Consider the following 22,219-nt stretch of genomic DNA (forward strand, 5'->3'; position numbering starts at 1 on the left):
GAATGATTGATAGCGTGGCGCGTCGTCGTTGGCGGGAGGATCCGATTTGGACGCAAGCGAATCGCGATCTCAGCAAGGACGACGGCTATTGCTATCCATGCGACCTGACCGATGCGCAATGGGCGCTGATCGCGCCCACGCTGCCGAGCGACGACCCGCTCAAGGTCGACCTGCGCGAGGTGGTCACCACCTGCCTGTACCAAGAGAAGACCGGCTGCCCGTGGCGCTGCCTACCGAGCGACTTCGGGCCGATGATGGCTCACCCCGCCATCTCCATCGTCGGTGGCTTGCACATCCCTCTCGCCCTCCCCAAGGGCCGTATCGCAAGTCCGGATCGCAAGCGCGCGCGGCGACTGTCCGTACGCCCTGGATCGTCGAGGACGGCCTGATCACGCCGGCCTGGAAGCTGCACCGTGGCGTCTTGCGGCAGATGGCGGCGCGTCCTCACCGGGCTGCCCGCGGGCCCGCCTTGAGGCTGAGGATGTAATCGATGATCGCGTCGCGTTCGTCCCGCTCCAGCCGCAGGCTCGGCATCCGCTGGTGATGGCTCTGCAGGAAGACGCTGAGGGCGAGCCCGGTCGTCGAGGGCATGGTGGCGATGCCGACGAAGGACGGCCCGACGAACCCGCCCGCATTCTGCTCGCGGCCGACCGCGTGGCACGCGCTGCAGAGCTGCACGGCGAGGAGCTGGCCGCGGGCGGCATCCGCCGCGAGGGCAGCCTCGGGGAAGGCGAGCTGGATCGAGGCGCCGGGGGGCACCAGGGCGGCGACGAGCATTGCCCGAAGGGCGGCGGACGGCCGGGGGCTCATGATGCCCTCGCGAAGCACAGACGCGCCGCGGCGGACCCCGCGGCCACCGCCCCGAGGACGACGTGCGTCCAGGTGGCGGCGTCGTTGGCCGAGAATCCGAACAGCCAGGGGGCGAGGGCCGCGCCGGTTCCCAGGATCACGATCGCCCGCTCGATCGCCGGGCGGATGCGGGCCGGATCGATTCCTGAGAGCACGAGAATCATCAGGCCCGGCGGCAGCGCCGAGGCCGCGGCCCCGGCATTCCCGGCGATGATCAGGACCCAGGCGGCGACGACGAGCGCGGTGCCGGCCGCGTGCTGCAGGGCTGCGAGCAGGATCTCGTCCGCCCGGGGAGGCCAGCGGAAGTCGGGGTGGGATCGGTGCATCGGATGGCTCCATCCGGCGTCGGCCGCCGCTCGGCGGGCGGAGTCGGAGGATACCGGCCCCGGACCCGACGCGGATGATCTGGATCAAGGCGGGCCGCGGCGGTCTCCTTGCCCGGTGACGTCGGGCCGCCCGAGAGGCGCGGGCATAAGAGGCGCAATCCCCGGCAGGCGGGGTCGCTGGCGGTCGGGTCGATCCTCGGCCGGGGTGGCCGGCGTCACCGGCGGGCCGGTTGCGGGGACGAGGACGGCCGGCCCACGGCCCTCGGTCGTTCGCAGGCCGGGAGGGACGGCCCGCCGCGCGCGAAGGACCGCCTTTCGCAACTCCTCGAGAACCAGGACCCCGCTGGCGACGCCGGCGCAGTACAGCCAGTCGCCGAGGCTCAGGCTCACCGTCGAGAAGCCTCGTTGCAGGACCGGCGTTTCGATCACGGCGACCTGGAGCAGGAGCGAGACGACGACCGCGGCCCAGAGCCAGCGGTTCCCGAACAGGCCGTCGAGCGCGCTCGCCTCCCCGGAGCGGGCGTTGAGGACGTTGAAGAGCTGGCACAGGACCAGGGTCGTGAAGGTCATCGTCCGGGCATAGGCCGGGGTGCCGGTGCCCTCGACGAGCCCACCGGGCAGGCAGGCGTCGAGAACGAACAGGCTGCACGACGCGGTCACGAGGCCGACGAAGCCGATGCTCCACCCCATCGCGCCGGTCAGCACGCCCTCGCGCCGCGGTCGCGGCGCGAGGGTCATCACGGCCGGGTCTGCCGGATCGACCGCGAGGGCGAGCGCCGGCACGCCGTCGGTGACGAAGTTGATCCACAGGATCTGCGTCGCCAGGAGCGGCAGCACCACCTCGCCGGGACCGGCGGCGAGCCCGAGGGCCGGGGCCAGCACGACGCCGAGGCCCATCACCGCCACCTCGCCGAGATTCGACGACAACAGGTAGCGCAGAACCTTGCGGATGTTGGCGAAGATCGCCCGGCCTTCCTCGACCGCCGACACGATGGTGGCGAAGTTGTCGTCGGCGAGCACGATGTCGGCCGCCTCGCGCGCGACGTCGGTGCCGGTCGCCCCCATGGCGATGCCGATGTCCGCCGCCTTCAGGGCGGGTGCGTCGTTCACGCCGTCGCCGGTCATGGCGACGACGAGGCCGTTGCGCTGAAGCGCCCGCACGATCCGCAGCTTGTGCGCGGGCGCGACGCGGGCATAGACCGAGACGTGGCGCACGGCCTCGTCCAGCGCCTCCGGCGAGAGCGCGTCGATCTGGTCACCCGTGAGGACGGCGCCGTCGGCGGCGATGCCGAGCTCGGCCGCGACCGCCGCGGCGGTGCGCGGGTGATCGCCCGTGATCATGACCGACCGGATGCCCGCGGTCCTGGCGCGGGCCACCGCCTCGCGGGCCTCCGGCCGGGGCGGGTCGCTCATGCCGACGAGGCCGAGGAAGACGAGATCCTGCTCGACCTCCTCCAGGGCCGCACCGCCCCCATCCGGCATCCGCCGGTGGGCGAGGCCGAGGGTCCGCAGACCGTCCCCGGCGAAGCCCGCACTCGCCGCGAGGATCGCCTCGCGCCGCGCCGGCGTGAGCGGCCGGTCCTGCCCGTCGGCGCGTTCGCGCGTGCAGCGCGACAGCACGACCTCGGGTGCGCCCTTCAGCGCGACGAGCACCCCGTCCCGGCCCGCCTCGCGGTGGACCGCGCTCATCCGCCGGCGCTCGGACGAGAACGGGATCTCGCCGAGGCGGACGAAGCCGCGCAGGGCGGCGTCGAGGCCGGCGTTCCGGGCGGCGAGGAGCAGGGCGCCCTCGGTCGGGTCGCCCTGGACGGTCCAGCCGCCCTCGCGCTCCTGCAGGACGGCATCGTTGGCGAGCGCACCCGCGAGGAGGGCCGCCTCCACCTCGCCGCTCGGCCGTCCGTCACGGTCGCGGCCGGCCGGGGCACCGTCGAGCGGGCTGCGCCCGCCCGCCGTCACGACCGTCCGGACGGTCATCGTGTTGCGGGTGAGCGTGCCGGTCTTGTCGGAGGCGATCACGTCGGCCGAGCCCAGCGTCTCGACGGCGGCGAGCCGGCGCACGATCGCCCGCCTGCGGGCCATGCGTAGCACGCCCAGCGAGAGCGCCGCGGTGACGATCGCCGGCAGCCCCTCCGGCACCGCCGCGACCGCGAGCGCCACCGCGACGATCAGGGTCTCGAGCAGGGCGGCGACGGTGCGGACCTCCTCGGCGAGGACGATGATCGCCGCCAGCGCGGCGGCGATGACGAGAACTGCGAGCCCGAGGCGCCGGCCGAGCCGGGCGAGGGCGACCTGGAGCGGCGTGGCCTCCTCCTGCGTATCCTCCAGCATCCCGGCGATGCGGCCGAGCTCGGTCCGCATCCCGGTCGCCGTGACGATGCCGAGGCCCCGCCCGGCGACGATCGTTGTGCCGCTGAACACCATGGTGCGCCGGCCATCCAGGCTCGCATCACCGGCGAGGGACGAGGCGTCCTCGGGCAGGGCGTCCTCGGGCAGGACGTTTTCGGGCATGGCGTTCTTGGGCAGGGCGTTCTTGGGCACCGGGACGCTCTCGCCCGTCAGGGCGGCCTCGCCGGCCCGCAGGGCGCTCGTCGCGATCAGCCGGGCATCGGCGGGGATCGCGTCGCCCTCCTCGATCCGGATCACGTCGCCCGGCACCAGTTCGGTCGCCGGGATCTCCAGGTGGATCCCGTCCCGGACGACGCGCGCCCGGGCGGCCGACATCCGCCGCAGGGCGGCGACGGCCCGCTCGGCCCGCGCCTCCTGCAGGACGCCCATCGCGGCGTTGAGGACCACGATGCCCAGGATCGCCAGGGCTTCGAAGGGCGGGCCGGACCGGCCCTCCGCCACCGCCTGCCGGAGCCACAAGCCGGCCGAGACCGCCGCCGCGGCGACGAGCAGCAGGACCAGCGGGTCGGCGAGCTGGGCCGTCAGCCGGCGCCAGGTCGGGACGGGCGGACGGGAGCGCAGGGCATTGGGCCCCCAGAGCCCGGCCCGGACGTGCGCCTCGCCCCGGCTCAACCCGGAGACGGCATCGACGCCGAGGGCGGCCGCCACGGCGTCCGGAGGCAGGCGCTCGATCTCGCGACCGGTCTCGGGCAGGTTCGCCCCCGCATCGTCGTCGGATCCGTCCCGGCCCGCGTGCATCCGGCCCGTCATCGTCGGCTCGCTCACCGGGCGCCTCCCTCGGTCGGCCCCGATCGGCGGCGGCCTTCGGCCCGAACCCACGACCGATCGGGCGAGGCGTCGTTGATCCAGCGCAACGTGCCCGCGGGCCGGGCCGCCACACTCGCGCGCGTCGGACATCCCCGGGGCGGCCATGATCGAGAACCTGCGCAACATCCTGATCGCCCTGACCGAGCGCCTGGGCGACGAGACCCCGTCGAGCGCGCTCGCCTACGGCCTGTCGCTGGCGGAGCGCGCACATGCGCGGGTGACCGTCCAGGCGGTCTCGGTCCGGCTGGTCGTGCCGCATGCCTGGATCAGCCGCTTCGTCGGCATGGTCGTCGCCGCGGAGAACCGGCGGCTGCGGGACCTGGCGCAGGCCGTGGCCGAGCGGGCCCGGGGCGACGCGGCCGCCGCCGGCATCCTATGTACCGCGCAGGCCGAGCACCTCTCCTACGACCGCCTGCTCGCGCGCTTCTCGGCCCAGGCGCGGCTACACGACCTCGCGGTGATCGACGCCGAGCCGCGGATGCTGACGGGCGACCGCGGCCTGATCGAGACGCTGCTGTTCGAGAGCGGTCGCCCGCTGATCGTCGTCCCGCCGGGCTGCGAGACCGTCACGACGCGACGCATCCTCGTCGCCTGGGACGGCAGCGCCCAGGCGGCCCGCGCCCTCCACGACGCCCTGCCGTTCCTCCGCCAGGCCGAGAGCGTCGACATCGTCGTGGTGAGCGGCGAGAAGGACCTCTCGCACGCGGTCCCGGGCGCCGAGGTGGCGCCCGGCCTCGCGCATCACGGCGTCGCCGTGACGGTCACCGACCTGCCGGCGAGGGACGGGGACGTCGCCGGCACCCTGCGCGGTCACGCGACGGAAACGGGAGCCGACATGATCGTGATGGGCGCCTTCGTCCACTCGCTCCTGCGCGAGACGGTGTTCGGCGGGGTGACGCAGGGGATGCTGCGCGCCTGCCCGGTCCCGCTCCTGATGGCGCATTGAGCCGGGCGCATCGAGCCGCCCGCGCATTTCGCCCGGTGACCGAAGACTTGCCGGGAAGCGAGGACTTGCTCGGGATCGCGGGCTTGCCGGTGAGCGCCGGCCTCCTCGCCGAGGGACTCGGCTTCTCCGACCCCGCCGCCACCGGAACCGGCGGGAGGCGGCGCGCCCGGGATCGGGCGCGCCGCGGCGGTCACGGCGCCTCTCCGCCCTGGCCCGGCGCGGCCCGTTCCGCCGTCGCCGCGCGTCCGCGCCGATCCCTGCGCCACGCGCTCGGCGTCGTTCCGGTCCAGCGCCGGAAGGCATGCGTGAAGGCGGCGGGTTCCGAGAATTCGAGGGTGGCGGAGATCTCCGCCAGGCCGAGATCCGTGTCGGCGAGCAATTGCCGCGCCACGGCGAGGCGGGTCTCGTTCGCCACCGACCGGTAGCAGGTTCCCTCGGCCTTCAGGCGCCGGCTCAGCGTCCGCCGGTGCACCGCCATCGTCTCCGCGGCCCGTTGGGCGCTGAGCCCCCCGTGGATCAGGGATGCCCTGAGGTGGCGGCGCAACTCGTCCGTGAGGCCGCCGGACTCGAACCGGCGCAGGCGCCGCTCGGCGATCCTGCACAGGACGGGGTTCGCGCCGGCGACCGGGCGCACGAGGAGCGCCGCCGGGAAGACCAGCGCCGCGATCTCCTGCTCGAAGCGCACGGGAGCGCGGAAGAAGTCCGCGTAGGGCTTCGTGTCCCGCGGCTGCGAGCGCGGCACCAGCACCTCGTCGGGCGCCCACTCCGCATCGCAGAGGGCGCGCAGGAGGGTCGTCATCGCGGTCAGCGCCCGCTCGCAGTGAAGCGCGATGCCGTCCGCGTCCGGTTCGTAGGGGGCGTAGCTCGCGACGGCGACCGGCCCGTCGACCCCGACATCGATGACGGCGCCGCGGTCGAAGAGCCCCTGGTGCACCTCGAGCGCCCGCAGGGCATCGCCGACGGTCTCGGAGTTCCTCATCAGCACACCGAGCAGCTCGACGGATGCCAGGGTCGTGCGCCGGCCGGCCAGAAGACCGCCATGGGGGCATCCGCTCCGGTGTGCGGCCACGACCATCAGGCGGCCGAGCGCGAAGGCGACCGGGTCGGTGCGCCCGAGATCGTGCGGATCGATGCCGCTCTGCACGAGCAGCCGGTCCTGCGCGATCCCGAGTGCGGCCAGCGTCCCGCTCGCCGCCTCGACGGCGCCGCCGGAGACGAAGCCGACGGCGATCGGCGACCCGGAGGCGCCGCCTTCGTCGGCGAGCCCAGGCGTCGATCGCTCGTGACCCGCTGAGAGCGACGTCGTCATGCCCTTTCCTCCCCACTCTGCCTCGTGAGCATCCCGCCGGAGCCGGGCGTGCCGGCGCACCGCCGGCCGGCACGATCGGTGAAGCGTCCCGGATCGGGACTCCGGCTTCGGCAAGTTCATCGTGGTGCGACGCATGAGATGTGCTTGCGACGCATGGGACTAAAAACAGGAATTGCACCGAACTTCGGATGCAATGGCTGCTTTTCGCCAGTATTTTACAATAAAAAAATTAAATAATAATTGTTAGGCGCTTCGTCGGTCGTGATCGATGAAAGACCTGCCGCCCATCGCTCCGTCGGCCAGCGGACCCCGCGGTCGTCAGGGCAGCTGCCTGACAGGCAAGGCGACCGGCCCGCCAGGCCAAGACGCCGGGTTCCATCCGGCCGCATCGCGGAACCAAAACGATAATCGGCGGGTGACGATCAGCCTTGATATGGATCAACATCGGTCGGATTTAATCATGCCGGATGCCTGTAGAAATCGGATTTATAGTCATGTTTTTGCGGCAAAATATATTTCTATTCTTGATTTGATTGATGCCGCGATTGATCTCGGGCGTCGCCGTCATGGTTGCCCGGTGCGTGGCCCCGAGCGGGTGCAGCCTCGATGACGATCGATCGTGCCGGGACGCATGTCGCGCAAGATGCCGTCCGGACCGGGACGCGCCGCGACGGGATCGGCTGCGACCGGGCGGCCCCAAGGTCTCGAAACGTGAGGTCGCACAAACTGAGCCATGGGCCGCCGGTCGGTTTCGGGATCGCCGCCTAATCAAAATTTTTCGTCGGCCTGATATGTTTGTCTCGATCAATCAAGCGTGCTCTTCGAGGCCAGACCATAATGAGATCGATCATCCGGGCCATCAGATGACCTGAAGAGGAGGAGAGCGATGCTGTCTCGTATCTTGCGCTGTGTGCGCCTGACCGTGGGGTTCGGACTGCCGGCGGTGGGCGGGCTCGCCTGCGTCGCGGTGTCGGCCCAGCCGCTGGTGGTGCGCGTCAACCCGCAGCTCGCACAACGCGGCGTGCTGATGTCGGGCGGCGAGCCCGGCACGATCGACGCCCTGTTCGATTCGGGGCCCCGCTACTCCGAGCCGAGCGGCGTGCGCGTCGGACGCGGCAGCGTGATTCCCGGCTGGCTCGAGCTCGGCTCGTTTCAGAACGTCTCGGTCCCGGGACTGAATCCGGTCGGATACTACGGCTACTTCATCTCTCCGGACGATCACGCCGTGGTGGTCGATCTCGGATCCCGCCGGGTCATGCGCGTCATCAGCCACTGATCGAGGGGCGTCGCGTCGGACGAGCGGCCGGCCGCGTCTCGTCCGGACGGGCGAGACACCCGACCGGTCGGGGCGGCCTCGTTCGCGCCGCCGCGAGACACGTCGGAGAGCGGGCCGCCTGCCCGTATCCGAAAGCTCCCTACAGAATCATCCCGAAGGAGGCAGCGATGCAAAAACGCATGATCGGCGCAGGCGCCGCGATCGCCGTGGTGGGATTCCTGGCCGGACCTTGGGCCGGATCGTCCGCGGTTCGGGCCGGGGACGTAACGACGACCGGCGCGATCGGCGAAAGCGCCACGGTGAGCCAAGCCACGGTGAGCCAGGCGAATTTCAAGGTTCTGACCGATGCCCGGATCGGAGTCGTGAAGGCCGTGCTCCAGCTGACGCCGGAGCAGCAGCGCTACTGGCCGCCCGTCGAGGAGGCGATCCGCGCCCGCGCGGAGGGGCGCTATCACCGGCTGTCCGCCCTGGTCGGGCATCTGCAGCAGCGGGGCGAGGTCGATCCGATCGCCGCGATGCGGACGCGCGCCGACTCGCTCGGCCAGCGGTCGGCAGAGCTCAAGCGACTCGGCGATGCATGGCAGCCCCTCTACCAGACTCTCGGTCCGGATCAGAAGGAGCGGATGCGGCTGGTCACGGCGAGGATCATCGGCGGCTTGCGCGAGGCGATCGAGACTCGCCGCAGGGAGCTGGTCGAGGACGAGGACGACGAAGGCTGAGCGTTTCCGGGCTGGGGGTGGTCCCTCCGGACCTCGACGGAACGCCAGGGGAACGCCAGGACGGGTTTCGGCGATGACCCGCGAGGAGCCCTGCCCGCAGGATTTCTCGCGGCGTCCCGCGTCCCGGTCGTGCGAGGGCGCCCGTCGCTCCTCGCGGGGGCAATCCTCGCGGGGGCAAGTCGGTTCCTGAAGTCGGTTCGTGGCCTCTTTTCTCTCCCCCGAGGCGCTTCCGCCAGCGACCTCCGAGCCTGCGTGAGCAGGGTGTTGCTCTGACTGCTTGGGGCGAGCAGGCACTTCCTATCCTCCCACCTCCTATCCTGAAGCGGTGGAGCAACGCGCAGGTCTCGAAGGAGGCCCTGGAAGTCTCCAGGTCGTCTCTCGATATTACCTGGAGGCCCCTCCTGCGAGGTCGGTCCATCTCCGCTGAACTGACGCCTCCGGGATGAGGGACAGGGTGGGATAATCAGTTTTATTTTAAGTACCATCGAAGATAAGGATACGCATTGCGAACCGTCCCGGGCATGGCATCGGCATCGCACGCATGCTGCTCCCCAGCCGCGGGACGATGATCGGGGCAACCCGGTGCGGCCGGTCAGTACGCGACCCGTGCGGGGCGGTGGGGAAACGGAGCGTCCCACCGTGGTGCCATGGCAACCATGGGAGGCTCGGGCGCGAACGGCAGCATCGTCGCGCCGAAGGCGACGAAGCCGGCGGCGGCGCGCACGTCGTCGGGCTGGCGCGGATCGCGCGCGATGAGGTCCGCGCGCTGGAACAGGCGCAGGTTGCAGAGGCGGGATGGAAGCCCGCCCGACGGCGTGCAGGCGTCGTGCCGCGCGCAGGCCGCGTCGAGCGCATCGATCGGCGGGAGCGGGAACCGGTTTCCCAAGCCGCAATAGTTCCCGTGGATGAGGACGGACGGCTCCCGCCCGTACCCGCCCGGTTGCGCCTGCGCACAAGACAAGCCTGCGGTGGCGACGAAGAGAACCGCGATCGGTGTGCGCATGACAATCGCTCCGTGCGCCAGCGCAAGGTCGGGACGGGCGTCGCCGGCTCCGGGGAGAGCGAAGCTCTCGCCCGGGGGAACGGCGCCGCCCGGGAATGGCAGTCCGGACAGCCTCAGTACGGCAGGCACTGGCCGGTATAGGCATCCCAGTACCGGTAGGGGCCGCATCCGCCGCGGGTCGCGCCGTAATAGCCCGCCGCGGCCGCGGCGCCGGCGGCCCCGGCTGCGAGCCCGTATCCGTAGGGCCGGTAGCCGTATCGGCCGTAACCGTACCCGCCCCGATAGCCGTAGCGCCCGCGAGCGGCATACCCGCCCCGGTAGCCGTACCCGCCCCGGTAGCCGCCCACGCGACCGCCGTGGAAGCCGCCCCGATTGCCCACGCCCCGATACCCGCCGCCGTGAAAGCCGCCGCCGCGGAAGCCGCCGCCATGGAAACCACCACCATGGAAACCGCCGCCGCCGAAGCCGCCGCGCGCCTCCGCGGCGGTCGTAAGGAGCAGTGCGGCCATGGCCGATGCTGCGATGATGAAGCGCTTCATGGGACAGTCTCCTTCCTCCAGGCGGATCGATCGATGCTCCGCCCTTCGCAGCCGGGCATGAGCGGCCTTCGCGTGCGACGGCCGCTCATGCGAACCGTCTTCGCCGGCCTGAACGCCGTCTCAGCCGGACCGTAGCGTCCGGGGCTCTCACGTGCTTGATCGGATAGGTCACGATGCCGCGCACGGCATGCGCTGCCCGGACACAGCTTCGTCAGGGCCAGTCCCGTTCGATCAAGCACCCGTCGAGAAGTCGGCCATCCTCGCCGGATAAGGCTGGCTGGCCCATCCGAGAGCATCAGTCGGAAGCAGGTGCGGAGCGGACAAGGAGAGTTGGGCGGTAAAATTGGTATTGTAATCTATTTACTTAATATAATTCATGTGCAAGTGATTATATTTTCCTAATTTCACCGACTGTTTCTGCGCATGAATCACGTCTTATGACTCTCGGATCCAGAAAGGCCTTCACTGGCAGAGCTTGCGGCTCCCTCTCGCATCCATCGGATGGTGTACGCCCCCGGCGTCTCGTCTTGAAGCCTGGAGCATCCCGGTCCTGCCGCTGCCTTTCGTGCGCGCCGGGACGCGCAATCGGGGTCGGCCTCGCTCTGCCGGAGATCCAGGCGGAGATCCAGGGTGATGGAATGCGATGCGCTGCAGCGATCTGGGTGGGTTCGGCACTGGCGCTCGGCGCCGGGCCGGGGCGTGCAAGCCCGGTTTCGGATGCTCCGATCCGCGTCGTCTACGACCGTCCGGGTCGGCCGGAATCGCTCGCCATCTACCACGAGGTCAGGAAGCGCCGCGTCCTCGAAGGCCTGCGGGAGATCGCCGCCGGCATGCGCCTGCCGCGGTCGCTGACCCTCCGGTTCTCGGCTTGCCGCGGCGAGGCCGATGCGTGGTACGAGCCCACGAACCGGACGGTCACGGTCTGCTACGGGTATGTCCGGGAGGTGGAGGACCGGTTGCCCTGGGACGCGGTCCGGGCCCGGGAGATGGGACCGGGGAGGCGCCGGGGAATGCGCCACGACGCGGTGTTCGGCCTCATCGCCCAGGCCTTCCTGCACGAGACCGGGCACGCCCTGTTCGACCTGCTCGACGTGCCGGTGCTCGGCCGCGAGGAGGATGCCGCCGACCAGTTCGCGGCGCTCGTCCTGCTCGAACTGCCGCCGGCGCAGGCCCGGCACGTCGTCGACGGCATCACGCATCTCTTCCGCAGCCTCGCAGCCGACGAACCGGCGCAAGCGGTTCTGCTCGCGGACGACCACAGCCTCGCGCTCCAGCGCCTCTACAACCTGCTCTGCCTCGCCTACGGAGCCGACCGCCGCGCCTTCGGCTACCTCGTCGCCAGCGGCGCCCTGCCGCGACCGCGGGCCGAATTCTGCGAGGCGGAGTACGATCTCGCCCTGTCCTCGCTGCACGCGCTCTTCGGGCGTCATCTCCGCGGCGGGCGGCTGGAGCGCGCACGGGTCCGCCGCGCCTTTCGCGGGATGTTCTGATCGCGGGCCGGACTTCAGCGGCCGCGATGCGCGGGGACTATTCGCCACTCGCCATGGCCTGCGCGTCCTCGCCAGGATGGCGCGTCATCCAGCCGACCAGCAGCACATAGCCCGTCGCCAGCACGACCGGTCCGATGAACAGGCCGAGAAGGCCGTCGGCGATCACGCCGCCGACGACGCCGGCCAGGATGACGGGCATCGGGACGTCCAGCCCTCGGCCCAGGAGCAGGGGCTTGAGGATGTTGTCGCTCAATCCGGCGCCGAGCGTCCAGAGCGAGAAGACGAGCGCCGGCACCGTGTCGTGGGTGGCGAAGACGTAGCCCATCACCGGGATGGTCAGGATGACGGCCGGAACCTGGACGATGCAGAGAAGCAGCGACGCGAGCGTCCACAGGCCGGCGGCCGGAAGGCCGATGACGAAGAATCCGGCGCCGAGAAGGAGGGACTGGACCACCGCCACGCCGACGATGCCCAGGGCCACGCCGCGAATGGTATCGACGGCCAGTCCCGCGAGCGCGATGCCCCGGGCCGGGCTGCCCGTGGCACGCACCAGGACCCGCCGCGTGAACGACGCCGCGGCCTTGCCGTACCCGACCAGGAACGCGGCGATCGCGAAGGACAGAACGAACGACACTTCGCCGGTCGCGAAACGCCGGGCCGTCGACAGGAGCCAGGCGGCCGGTCGCTTCAGCATCGGCCCGTAGCGCGCGAGGGCCGCCGGCGCGTTGTCGGCGGCGAGCGCCCAGGCCTCCGCCAGCTTCCGGCCGACCAGCGGAAGGTCGGCGAGCCGGGGCGGCGGGGGCGGCACGGTCAGCGTCTGGTCCCGCAGGCCGGAGAGGATCGTGGCGGCGGACGATCCGAGCGACGTCACGATCAGGATCGTCGCCGCCAGCATGACCGCGATGCCGACCAGTCCGATCAACAGGGCGGACCCGCTCTCGCCGACGCGGACGAGGAGGCGGCGATGCAGCGGGTACAGCATGACGGCCAGGATCGCCGACCAGAGCAGGATCTCGGAGAGCGGCGACAGGATGCGGCTGCAAGCATAGATCAGCGCCGCAACCAGGCCGACTTGAAGAATGAGATCGAACATGCCCGTCGTCGAGGGCGGGATGTCGGGTTGCGGCGTATTGTTGTCCATCGCGACGACCGCTCGGTTGTCTAAACGTTTCAGGGGTAAAAACGGTCACGGCCTCCAGGACGAGTCCTTCAACCGTGACGAAGCCCTGCCGAATGGCGGTTGCGACGGGCCGGCAGCCGGGAAAACATGACGGAGACGCCTTCGTGATCCGCGCTCTGCAACCCTACCGTCCCAGATCCTGTGTGATGGGCGGACCGAATTCACATCCCCCGTCGTCATCCCGGGTTCTCGCCGTCGGTGAGCCCTGGATGACGCAGTGCATTGTCGGCCTCTGCGCCCGATCAACCGACCCCTCGCATCGACCAGGCTCCCACCGCGGTGATGCGTCCGCGCACCGCATCCTGAACCGAGGGCCGCAGGCCTCCTTGCGGTGGATCAAGGCGGCGTCGATCCCGTCGCCCCTCCGGATCGTCCGCTCCCGCCGGGTCGTCGGCGCTTCCGAAGTGCATCGACGCCATCGCCGCGGCGGATCGCGCGGTGTCCCGCCCGATCAAGCGGCGAGGCGCATCCCCGGCGAGAGTGCCGACGGGCGTCGGGGCGATCCGTGGTGGAGGGCACAGCCCGATCCGCCGCGGGTGCGAGCCGATCGTCACCGGGGCCGACGTCCCGCCGCATCCGGGAGGAAGCACCGTGGCGCGTTCGACGATGCAGGAGGCGCCGGCTTGCCGCCGGCACGAGAAGTACGAACGCCTGATCGCCGCCGCGCAGGCGCGAGCCCGCCTCACGGTCGCGGTCGCGCATCCGTGCGACGAGGCCTCGCTCGGCGCCGCGCTGGAGGCGGCGGATCTCGGTCTCATCGAGCCGATCCTGGTCGGTCCCCGGTTGCGGATCGCCGCCGCGGCCGCGGCCTGCGGCCGGGACCTCGCGGCGTTCCGGATCGTCGACGCGGCCCACAGCCACGATTCCGCGGCGCGGGCGGTGGCGCTGTCAATGCCGGGGAGGCCGGCGCACTCATGAAGGGCAGCCTCCATACCGACGAGCTGATGGGGGCCGTGGTGCGGCGCGAGGGCGGGCTGCGGACGGCGCGCCGCCTCAGCCACTGCTTCGTGATGGACGTGCCGGGCCACGACGACCCCCTCATCGTCACCGACGCCGCCATCAACATCGCCCCGACGCTCGAGGAGAAGCGCGACATCGTCCAGAACGCGATCGACCTCGCGCATTCCTTCGGGATCGAGGTGGTGCGGGTCGCGATCGTGTCGGCGATGGAGACGGTCAACCCGAAGGTCCCCTCGACCGTCGATGCCGCGGCACTCTGCAAGATGGCCGATCGCGGCCAGATCACCGGGGCGGTCCTCGACGGGCCGCTCGCCCTCGACAACGCCATCGATCTCGGCGCGGCGGCGATCAAGAAGATCCGCTCGCCGGTCGCCGGCCGCGCCAACGTGCTGGTGGTGCCGGATCTCGAAGCCGGCAACATGCTGGCGAAGAGCCTGATCTTCCTCGCCGGCGCGGACGCCGCCGGGATCGTGCTCGGCGCCAGGGTGCCGATCATCCTGACGAGCCGCGCCGATTCGCGCCTGACGCGCCTCGCCTCCTGCGCCGTCGCCTCGCTGTTCGCCGCCGGCCGTCGCGCCGCCAAGCCGTTGCCGAAGGTGTAGGGATGATCCCGGCCTCGCTCGTGCTGAATGCCGGCTCGTCGAGCCTGAAGTTCCAGGTTTTCGAGCCCGGAGCGGAGGGGGCGCCGCGCCGCCTCTACCGCGGCCTGTGCGAGGGGCTGGGCGGCGAGGCGCACATGATCGTGCGCGACGAGGCCGGCGCGGTCGTCGCGGACGATCGCCTCGGCGCGGGCGGGCCCGGCCACGAGGAGGCCCTGCTCCGCGTCGCCGCGTGGCTGCGGGACCACCGGAGCGGGCACCGGCTGGCGGCGGTCGGCCACCGGGTCGTGCATGGCGGCACGGATTACGCCGCGCCCATGCGGATCGACGACGCGGTGCTGGCGGCCCTGGAGCGCCTCGTGCCGCTCGCGCCCCTGCACCAGCCGCACAACCTCGCGCCGATCCGCATCCTGCGCCGGCTGTTTCCGGACCTGCCGCAGGTGGCCTGCTTCGACACCGCCTTCCATCGCGGCCAGCCGGACATCGCGCAGCTCTTCGCGCTGCCGGCGGAGATCGCCGACCGGGGCGTGCGCCGCTACGGCTTCCACGGCCTGTCCTACGCCTTCGTCGCCGGGCAGCTCTCCGCCTGCGCGCCCGCCCTCGCGTCGGGGCGGGTGGTCGCGGCCCATCTCGGCAGCGGCGCGAGCCTGTGCGCCCTCGCGGGCGGCCGCAGCATCGCCACCACGATGGGCTTCTCGGCCCTCGACGGGCTGCCGATGGGCACGCGCTGCGGCAGCCTCGACCCGGGCGTGGTGTTCTACCTGCTGCGGGAGATGCGGCTCGACGCCGAGGAGGCCGAGCGCCTGCTCTACACCCGCTCGGGGTTGCTCGGCGTCTCGGGCCTGTCGAACGACATGCGGACGCTGCGCGCCCGGGCGTCCGAGGACCGGCGCGCGCGGACGGCCATCGACCTCTTCGTCTACCGCATCGGGCGCGAGCTCGGCTCGCTCGTCGCGGCGCTCGGCGGGATCGACGGCCTCGTCTTCACCGGCGGCATCGGCGAGAACGACCCCGCGACCCGGGCCGAGGTGCTGCGGGGTGCCGCCTGGGCCGGGTTCCGGCTCGACGAGGCCGCGAATGCGGCGGGCGGTCCGCGGATCACCGCCGGCCCCGGCCCCCAGGCCTACGTCATCCCGACCGACGAGGAAGCCATGATCGCCCGCGGCATGCGCGAGGTGCTCGACGACACGCGCCGGCCGGCGCTCTGACCCGATGGAGGTCGCCATGGAAACCCCAACCACGAACCCCGCGACGAACCCTGCGACGAATCCCGCCGCGATCGGTACCGAGCCCTTCATGTCGGCGGACGACCTCGCCGCCTACTCGGCGCGCATGCGGGCCGCCAAGGCCTTGAAGGAGATGGAGGGCCAGGACCGGGCCGGAAAGGCGCGGGAAGAGCTGGTCAAGCAGCTCGCCGAGCCCGTCGCGGTCACGCCCGAGAAGATGGCCGAGATCACCCAGGGCCTGCTGCACAAGCTCCGCATCGCCGCCGAGCAGGGCCAGAAGGAGCTTCTGGTGATGCGTTTCCCGAACCTGATGTGCAGCGACAAGGGCCGGGCGATCAACAACGCGGAGGCGGGCTGGGCCGAGACCCTGACCGGCCGCCCGCGCCAGGCCTACGAGTTCTGGCGCGACCGCCTTCAGCCCGCCGGCTACGGCCTGAGGGCGCTGGTCGTCGACTGGCCGGACGGCATGCCGGGCGACATCGGCTTCTTCCTCACCTGGAAGCCCACCCCGCATTGAGCGTTCCCCAAACCAGGATCGACCCGCCATGTCCGAGCCCGTGATCGACGCAGCCCCCCGGCCGCCCGAGGCCGCCGGGGGGCTGCCCTCCCTTCTCTCCCTCCAGGCCCGGGTCGCCGAGGTCTACCGGGACCGCTGCACCGCGGCGTTCGGCGCCTGGCTCGACGCGATGCAGGGGGCGAACCGCGCATGGCTGGAGAATGCGAGGCCGACGACCCCCATGCAGGCCGCCGGCGACGCTCTCACCTACTGGACGGACTTCGCTCAGCGCTCGCTCCTGTTCTGGGACACGCTCCGTCAGCGCGGCAACGACTGGCTGGCCCACGAGGCGGCCGGCAAGCCGCCGCTCCTCGCCTTTCCCTACGAGATCGTGGCCGATGCCCGCCGCTTCGAGCGGCCGGCGAACTACGCCCTGGCGCGCATCGTGCCGCCGGCCGACAGCCCGGTCGACGAGGAGAAGCGCCCCTACCTCATCATCGATCCGCGCGCCGGGCACGGGCCGGGCATCGGGGGCTTCAAGCCGGATTCCGAGGTCGGCGTGGCGTTGCGGGCCGGCCATCCGGTCTACGTGGCGATCTTCTTTCCCGAGCCGGTGCCGGGCCAGACCCTGGCGGACGTCGCGCAGGCGGAAGCCGCGTTCGTGCGCCTCGTGCGCGAGCGCCATCCGACCCGCGGCAAGCCGGTCGTCGTCGGCAATTGTCAGGGCGGCTGGGCCGCGATGCTGGTGGGCGCCCTCGACCCGGGGAGCGTCGGACCGATCGTGGTGAACGGCGCGCCGATGTCCTACTGGGCCGGCAACGACGCCGAGAACCCGATGCGCTACGCCGGCGGCATGCTCGGCGGGAGCTGGACGGCGCTCCTCGCCAGCGATCTCGGCGGCGGCGTCTTCGACGGCGCCCACCTCGTCGACAACTTCGAGTCGCTCAATCCGGCCAACACCTGGTTCGGGAAGTCCTACGCCCTGTTCTCGAAGATCGACACCGAGCCGCCGCGCTACCTCGCATTCGAGCGCTGGTGGGGCGGGTACTTCCTGATGAACCGCGAGGAGATCCGCTGGATCGTCGACAACCTCTTCGTCGGCAACCGGCTCGCCGCCGGGCGCGCCGAATGGGCCGAGGGCCGGGCGTTCGACCTGCGGGCGATCCGCTCGCCGATCATCCTGTTCGCCTCGCTCGGCGACAACATCACCCCGCCGCAGCAGGCCTTCAACTGGGTCGCGGACCTCTACCCCACGACCGCGGACCTGAAGGCCAACGGGCAGGTCATCGTCGGGCTGATGCACGAGAGCATCGGGCATCTCGGCATCTTCGTCTCCGCAGGCGTCGCCCGGCGCGAGCATTCGCAGATCGTCGACCTCCTCGACTACATCGAGCACCTGCCGCCCGGGCTCTACGGCATGACGGTCGAGGAGAAGCGCGTCGACGGACGGGTGCGCCACGACGCGGTCTTGCGCGAATTGCGGGTCGAGGACCTGCAGCGACTGCAGAAATACGCCCGCAAGGACGAGGTGCCGTTCGCGGCGGTGAGCCGGGTCTCCGAGTTCAACGCGGCCGCCTACGAGGCCTTCGTCCATCCCTTCGCAAGCGCGTGGCTGCCGCGGGAGACCGGGGCGTGGTCGCGGGCGCTGCACCCGCTCCGGGTCCGGCGCTGGGCCTTGTCCGATCTCAACCCGGCCCTGGCCCGGCTCGGACCGGTCGCCGGGCTCGTGCGGGGACACCGCGTCCACCGGGACGAGGCGGGCGCCCTCGCGGCGACCGAGCGCATGGCGGCGGCCGGGATCGTGGCGGGGTGGGACCTCTACCGGCAGCTGCGCGACGCCACCGTCGAGAACCTGTTCTTCACGGTCTACGGGACGATGAGCGTGCTCGCCCCGGCCGGGGAGGGACAGGCGCCCGGCCGGGCGGCCGGCGCGCTGCCGGCGGCCTCCGATGCCGCGAGCCGGATCTCGGAGGGCGGCTTCACCGAGGCGGCGGTCCGGGCCGGCCTGCTCGTCTCGCGGCGCGGCCGCGGGGGCCGGCGCCTGTCCGCCTTCAAGCGCATCCGCGACGCCGTCGGCCGCGACGTCGGCCTGCTCGACATGCCGGCGGATGCGGCGGCCGCGCTGATCCGGCGGCAATCGGAGATCGTCGAGCTGGTGCCGGAGCGCGCGATGGCGGCGCTGCCGGACCTGGTGCGGACGGCCGCGGACCGCCGTCGCCTCCTCGACATCCTCGACCGCCTGGCGGGACGCCTCGACCTCGAGCCGGAGCAGCGCGCCGTGATCCGGCGGTTCCACGACCTCCTCGCACCGGCCCCCGGGGCGGTGCCTGCCGCCGGGCCGGCCCCGCGTCGCCGCCGGGCCGGCTGAAGCTCGCGTCGGACCGGGACGACGACAGGTTCGGAGATGACGGCCATGACGCAGATCCCCGACGGTACCGCTCTCGCGGGCAAGCGCGCCCTCGTGCTCGGCGTCGCCAACGAGCACTCGATCGCCTATGGCTGCGCCCGGGTCTTCCGGCGGCTGGGGGCGCAGATCGCCCTGACCTATCTCGACGAGAGGGCGAAGCCCTTCGTCGAGCCGCTCGCCCGCGAGCTCGACGCACCGGTCCTCGCCCCGTGCGACGTCCGGAAGGACGGGGATCTCGAGGCGGTGTTCGCGCAGGTCGCCGAGACCTGGGGCGGGCTCGACATCGCGCTCCACGCGATCGCCTTCGCGCCGGCGAACGACCTGCAGGGCCGGCTGGTGGACAGCTCCCGCGAGGGATTCGGCATCGCCATGGACGTGTCCTGCCACTCCTTCGTGCGGATGGCGCGGCTCGCCGCGCCGCTGATGAGCGAGGGCGGAACGCTCCTGACCATGAGCTACCACGGCGCCAGCAAGGTCGTGCCGAACTACAACCTGATGGGCCCGGTCAAGGCAGCGCTGGAGAGCGCCGTGCGCTACCTCGCCTACGAGCTCGGCGACCGCGGCATCCGCGTCCACGCCGTCTCGCCCGGGCCTCTCAAGACGCGGGCCGCGTCGGGCCTGAAGGATTTCGACCTCCTCCTGAACCAGGCGATCCAGCGCGCGCCGATCGGCGAGCTCGTCGACATCGACGATGTCGGCCTCACCGCCGCCTTCCTGACGACGCCCTACGCCGCCCGTCTCACCGGCACGACCGTCTACGTCGACGGCGGCCTCAGCATCATGGCGTGAGGAGGGGAGCATGGCGGGTTCGACGGCGGGTCGCGCAGCAGGTCTCATGGCCGAACTCGTGTCGCCCGAGCGCATCGTGTTCTCGGGCGAGGTCCGCTCGGTGCTGCTGCCGGGCGCGGAGGGCGACATGACGGTCCTGCCCGGCCACGTGCCCCTCGTCGCCCTGCTCCATGCCGGGATCGTCTTCGCGACCGACGCGACCGGGACCGGCCGCCGGGCCTACGTGAGCGGCGGGCTCGCCGAGATCGTGGCCGAGGGCGGGGCGACGCGGGTGACCATCCTGGCGGAGCGCGTGACCGCGGTCGAGGAGATGACCGCCGACCGGATCGTGGCCGAGATCGAGGAGATCCGCCTGGAGCGGGACAGTTCGGAGGATCTCGACCACCGGGCGCGCTGCGACGTCTCGATCAGCCGCCTCGAGGAGATCGGGGCGAGCCTGAAGCTTTGATACGGGATCCGCAAGATCCCGTCCGGATCTCGTCTCGCCAGCCCGCGCGGCGCGTGAGCCAAGCCGATCGTCGCGACGCGATCGGTCGGCGACCGTATGGGTTCGCCACCGGCTTTGCCGTTCCTCGCGGATGAAGCCTTGTCGCGAGGGCGCGCAGCGATGGCCGCCCTGGATCGCGAATGTCGCCTCGGGTCGCCTGCCGGCCGATGCCGGCGGCAACCTGTCTGTCCGGCAACGGCGGCTTCAGCCGCGGTTCAACGCCGGGGCGCGAGGATGCGGACATGCCGGCTGCCTTCACCGCCGGAGCCATCCTCCCCTTCTGAGCCGAGAGTGTCCCGCCATGACCGCGCGTTCCCCGCGCCCGACAGCCCGCCTCGTCCTCGGTGCCCTCGCGCTCCTCAGCCTCGCCGGCCCGGTCGCCGCAGCCGATCTCGACGACGATCCGCCCCGCTTCGAGGGCCGCGGCGAGTGGCGCGCGCCGCCTCCGCCCCCGCCGCGCTATGGGCAGGGTCCCGGGGGCTGCCGGGTCTTCGTCAAGCGCCGCATCGATCCGTACGGCGACGAGGTGGTGCGCCGGGTGCGGGTCTGCGACGAGGGCCGGGGTGACTGGAGCGGCGACCGGGGCGGCTACCGCGACGGTCGCCGCTGGGCCGGCCCGCCGCCCTGGCCGCCGCGCCACCGGCACTGGGACGACGAGCCCGGCCCCGGCCGCTGGTGAGAGATCACTCGACGATCGGGATCTCGGTCCCGATCGTCACCTCGGTCGCGTCGACCCGGCAGGTGAAGGCGTAGGCCGCCACGCCCGCGGCGCGCGCCCGCCGGAAGGCGGCGGCGAAGCCCGGATCGAGGTCGCCGGCCACCGCGAACCGCTCGGCGCGCATCTGCACCACCCAGATCACCATCGCCCGCCCCCCGGACCGCACCACCTCGGCGAGCTCGTCCATGTGGCGGGCGCTGCGGGCGGCGACGCAGTCGGGGAACTCGGCGAGGCCGGGCCGGCGCATCAAGTGGCAGTTCTTGACCTCGACATGGATCGGGCCGGCGGCGTCGCCGGCCAGGAAGTCGACCCGGCTCGCCCGGCCGTAGGCCACCTCCGCCCGCCAGGACGTGGCACCGGCGAGCGGAGCCAGGCGCCCGGCGTGAAACGCCTCCGCCACCAGGGCGTTCGGCCGCGCGGTGTTGATGCCGACCCATTGCGGGCCGCCGGGCAGGTCCGCCTCGACGAGTTCCCACGACCAGGCGAGCTTGCGGGCCGGGTTGGTCGAGGCCGAGAGCAGCACCGGCCGGCCGGGCTCGACGAGGCCCAGCATCGCCCCCGGATTGGCGCAATGCGCCGTGACGAGGCTGCCGTCGGCGAGCGCGATGTCGGCGAGGAAGCGCTTGTAGCGGCGCACGAGCCGCCCCTCGGTCAGCGGGCCGGGGAAGTGCACGATACCGGTCCCCTGGGATTCCGTCCGGAACCAAGATCACAAGCCCGCGCCGCGCCTGGGCGGAGCCGAGCTCCGCATTGCGAGAGCGATCCGGCAGGATCGCCGGAAGCAATCGAGCGGATTTCGCGTGAGAGGGCGTCGTCGGTGGGCATTCCCGGCGCTTACCCCGGCCGATCCGGGGTGTCACGCTTGAGCCCGGTCGGGCGCCGGGATAAGGCGGGCGTCAACCCTGTCGTTTCCTGACGAGGACGCCCGATGCCTGACGCCAGCCCCGCCCCGGTCACGGCCGCCATCCTGGTCATCGGCGACGAGATCCTGTCCGGACGCACCAAGGACAAGAACATCGGCTACATCGCCGAGTACCTGACCAATTCGGGCATCGACCTGCGCGAGGTGCGGGTGGTGCCGGATGTGGCCGAGGAGATCGTCGGTGCGGTGAACGCGCTGCGCGCCCGCTACACCTACCTGTTCACCACCGGCGGCATCGGGCCGACCCACGACGACATCACGGCCGATTGCGTCGCCCGCGCCGTCGGCGTCGGCATCGACGTCGATCCCCGGGCGCGCGCGATGCTACTCGAGCGGATCAAGCCGGAAGACCTCAACGAGGCCCGCCTGCGCATGGCCCGGATCCCGTTCGGCGCCGAGCTGATCGAGAACCCGATCTCGAAGGCGCCGGGCTTCATGATCGAGAACGTGATCGTGATGGCCGGCGTGCCCTCGATCATGCAGGCGATGCTGGACGCGGTCGCCCCGCGGCTGAAGACCGGCACCCGGGTGACCGCCGAGACGATCGAGGCCGGCAACCTGCCGGAGGGCGGCTACGCCGAAGGGCTCGCGGCCATCGCCGAGGCGCATGCGAACGTCTCGATCGGCTCCTACCCGTCGATGACGCCGGCGGGTTTTCGCAACCAGATCGTGGTGCGCGGCCGCGAGCCGGAGGCCCTGGCGGCGGCGCGCACCGACATCGAGGCGCTGCTGGCGCGCCTCCAGGCAGAGCGGAACTGACGAGAA

General features: G+C 71.8%; 21 protein-coding genes and 2 pseudogenes. 15 read left to right on the forward strand and 8 right to left on the reverse strand.

The features are described 5' to 3' along the window. Nucleotides 1-44: 44 nt before the first annotated feature. Nucleotides 45-251: pseudogene (locus tag G4G93_RS35715) on the forward strand (transposase); the annotation flags it as partial. 193 nt (nucleotides 252-444) lie between these two features. Here G4G93_RS35715 and G4G93_RS03035 read toward each other — a convergent pair. The 3 genes from G4G93_RS03035 to G4G93_RS03045 form a co-directional block, all read right to left on the reverse strand. After that, a complete protein-coding gene (locus G4G93_RS03035) occupies nucleotides 445-810 on the reverse strand; it encodes a c-type cytochrome (protein ID WP_165081009.1) in 366 nt (121 codons plus the stop codon). Further along, the gene (locus tag G4G93_RS03040) at nucleotides 807-1,175 is read right to left on the reverse strand and encodes an SPW repeat protein (RefSeq protein WP_165081011.1); all 369 of its coding nucleotides are present in this window, start codon (nucleotides 1,173-1,175) and stop codon (nucleotides 807-809) included. The genes G4G93_RS03035 and G4G93_RS03040 overlap by 4 nt, the downstream gene beginning before the upstream one ends. Nucleotides 1,176-1,259: 84 nt before the next feature. Next, entirely contained in the window at nucleotides 1,260-4,319 is a 3,060-nt protein-coding gene (locus G4G93_RS03045) for a cation-translocating P-type ATPase (protein ID WP_165081354.1), read from the reverse strand. Nucleotides 4,320-4,491: 172 nt separating this feature from the next. Between G4G93_RS03045 and G4G93_RS03050 the strand changes: the two genes are divergently transcribed. Next, on the forward strand, nucleotides 4,492-5,334 hold the full coding sequence (locus G4G93_RS03050) for a universal stress protein (RefSeq protein ID WP_165081013.1): 843 nt from the start codon (nucleotides 4,492-4,494) through the stop codon (nucleotides 5,332-5,334). Between the two features lie 190 nt (nucleotides 5,335-5,524). Here the strand turns inward: G4G93_RS03050 and G4G93_RS03055 are convergent, their stop codons facing one another. Continuing rightward, complete coding sequence (locus tag G4G93_RS03055; RefSeq protein WP_165081015.1) at nucleotides 5,525-6,643, reverse strand: AraC family transcriptional regulator; 1,119 nt, start codon at nucleotides 6,641-6,643, stop codon at nucleotides 5,525-5,527. Between the two features lie 415 nt (nucleotides 6,644-7,058). On the opposite strand from G4G93_RS03055, the gene G4G93_RS03060 reads away from it, so the two are divergent. The 3 genes from G4G93_RS03060 to G4G93_RS03070 all read left to right on the forward strand — a co-directional run bounded on the left by G4G93_RS03060 (nucleotide 7,059) and on the right by G4G93_RS03070 (nucleotide 8,638). Next, nucleotides 7,059-7,253 carry a hypothetical protein gene (locus tag G4G93_RS03060; RefSeq protein WP_165081017.1) on the forward strand — a complete coding sequence of 65 codons (195 nt, stop codon included), beginning with the start codon at nucleotides 7,059-7,061 and terminating at the stop codon, nucleotides 7,251-7,253. Between the two features lie 276 nt (nucleotides 7,254-7,529). Continuing rightward, nucleotides 7,530-7,919 carry a hypothetical protein gene (locus G4G93_RS03065; RefSeq protein WP_165081019.1) on the forward strand — a complete coding sequence of 130 codons (390 nt, stop codon included), beginning with the start codon at nucleotides 7,530-7,532 and terminating at the stop codon, nucleotides 7,917-7,919. Between the two features lie 179 nt (nucleotides 7,920-8,098). Beyond that, nucleotides 8,099-8,638 (forward strand): Spy/CpxP family protein refolding chaperone, encoded by a 540-nt coding sequence (locus G4G93_RS03070; protein WP_165081021.1) that lies wholly within the window; start codon nucleotides 8,099-8,101, stop codon nucleotides 8,636-8,638. A gap of 592 nt (nucleotides 8,639-9,230) precedes the next feature. Here the strand turns inward: G4G93_RS03070 and G4G93_RS03075 are convergent. Both G4G93_RS03075 and G4G93_RS03080 read right to left on the reverse strand, forming a co-directional pair. Continuing rightward, on the reverse strand, nucleotides 9,231-9,641 hold the full coding sequence (locus tag G4G93_RS03075; RefSeq protein WP_165081023.1) for a hypothetical protein: 411 nt from the start codon (nucleotides 9,639-9,641) through the stop codon (nucleotides 9,231-9,233). 113 nt (nucleotides 9,642-9,754) lie between these two features. Beyond that, nucleotides 9,755-10,180, reverse strand: coding sequence for a hypothetical protein (locus tag G4G93_RS03080; protein WP_165081025.1), 426 nt, complete (start codon nucleotides 10,178-10,180; stop codon nucleotides 9,755-9,757). A 662-nt stretch (nucleotides 10,181-10,842) separates the two neighbouring features. Between G4G93_RS03080 and G4G93_RS03085 the strand changes: the two genes are divergently transcribed. After that, nucleotides 10,843-11,670 (forward strand): DUF4344 domain-containing metallopeptidase, encoded by an 828-nt coding sequence (locus G4G93_RS03085; RefSeq protein WP_312891662.1) that lies wholly within the window; start codon nucleotides 10,843-10,845, stop codon nucleotides 11,668-11,670. 37 nt (nucleotides 11,671-11,707) lie between these two features. On the opposite strand, the gene G4G93_RS03090 is transcribed toward G4G93_RS03085, so the two are convergent. After that, nucleotides 11,708-12,763: an AI-2E family transporter gene (locus tag G4G93_RS03090; RefSeq protein ID WP_246736480.1), complete on the reverse strand. Its 1,056-nt coding sequence runs from the start codon at nucleotides 12,761-12,763 to the stop codon at nucleotides 11,708-11,710. On the opposite strand from G4G93_RS03090, the gene G4G93_RS03095 reads away from it, so the two are divergent. The 8 genes and pseudogenes from G4G93_RS03095 (at nucleotide 12,762) to G4G93_RS03130 (ending at nucleotide 20,493) form a co-directional block, all read left to right on the forward strand. Further along, the gene (locus tag G4G93_RS03095) at nucleotides 12,762-12,941 is read left to right on the forward strand and encodes a hypothetical protein (protein WP_165080007.1); all 180 of its coding nucleotides are present in this window, start codon (nucleotides 12,762-12,764) and stop codon (nucleotides 12,939-12,941) included. The two genes, G4G93_RS03090 and G4G93_RS03095, sit on opposite strands and share 2 nt — an antisense overlap. 515 nt (nucleotides 12,942-13,456) lie before the next feature. After that, nucleotides 13,457-14,412, forward strand: a pseudogene (locus G4G93_RS03100) (phosphate acetyltransferase). 2 nt (nucleotides 14,413-14,414) lie between these two features. Continuing rightward, entirely contained in the window at nucleotides 14,415-15,617 is a 1,203-nt protein-coding gene (locus G4G93_RS03105) for an acetate/propionate family kinase (protein WP_165081032.1), read from the forward strand. A gap of 16 nt (nucleotides 15,618-15,633) precedes the next feature. Further along, nucleotides 15,634-16,152, forward strand: coding sequence for a hypothetical protein (locus G4G93_RS03110; protein ID WP_165081034.1), 519 nt, complete (start codon nucleotides 15,634-15,636; stop codon nucleotides 16,150-16,152). A 28-nt stretch (nucleotides 16,153-16,180) separates the two neighbouring features. Continuing rightward, nucleotides 16,181-18,499 carry a DUF3141 domain-containing protein gene (locus G4G93_RS03115; RefSeq protein ID WP_165081036.1) on the forward strand — a complete coding sequence of 773 codons (2,319 nt, stop codon included), beginning with the start codon at nucleotides 16,181-16,183 and terminating at the stop codon, nucleotides 18,497-18,499. A gap of 45 nt (nucleotides 18,500-18,544) precedes the next feature. After that, nucleotides 18,545-19,327, forward strand: a complete 783-nt coding sequence (gene fabI, locus G4G93_RS03120; protein WP_165081038.1) for an enoyl-ACP reductase FabI — start codon at nucleotides 18,545-18,547, stop codon at nucleotides 19,325-19,327. Nucleotides 19,328-19,337: 10 nt separating this feature from the next. Continuing rightward, nucleotides 19,338-19,775, forward strand: a complete 438-nt coding sequence (gene atpC / locus G4G93_RS03125) for an ATP synthase F1 subunit epsilon (RefSeq protein WP_165081040.1) — start codon at nucleotides 19,338-19,340, stop codon at nucleotides 19,773-19,775. 340 nt (nucleotides 19,776-20,115) lie between these two features. Beyond that, a complete protein-coding gene (locus tag G4G93_RS03130) occupies nucleotides 20,116-20,493 on the forward strand; it encodes a hypothetical protein (RefSeq protein ID WP_165081042.1) in 378 nt (125 codons plus the stop codon). Between the two features lie 4 nt (nucleotides 20,494-20,497). On the opposite strand, the gene sfsA is transcribed toward G4G93_RS03130, so the two are convergent. Next, complete coding sequence (gene sfsA / locus G4G93_RS03135; RefSeq protein ID WP_165081044.1) at nucleotides 20,498-21,205, reverse strand: DNA/RNA nuclease SfsA; 708 nt, start codon at nucleotides 21,203-21,205, stop codon at nucleotides 20,498-20,500. A gap of 255 nt (nucleotides 21,206-21,460) precedes the next feature. Here sfsA and G4G93_RS03140 point away from each other — a divergent pair, with 255 nt between their 5' ends. Continuing rightward, nucleotides 21,461-22,213: a competence/damage-inducible protein A gene (locus tag G4G93_RS03140; protein WP_165081046.1), complete on the forward strand. Its 753-nt coding sequence runs from the start codon at nucleotides 21,461-21,463 to the stop codon at nucleotides 22,211-22,213. The last annotated feature ends 6 nt before the right edge of the window (nucleotides 22,214-22,219 follow it).

The organism is Methylobacterium sp. DB0501 (assembly GCF_011043735.1).
In the GTDB taxonomy this organism is placed as follows: domain Bacteria; phylum Pseudomonadota; class Alphaproteobacteria; order Rhizobiales; family Beijerinckiaceae; genus Methylobacterium; species Methylobacterium alsaeris.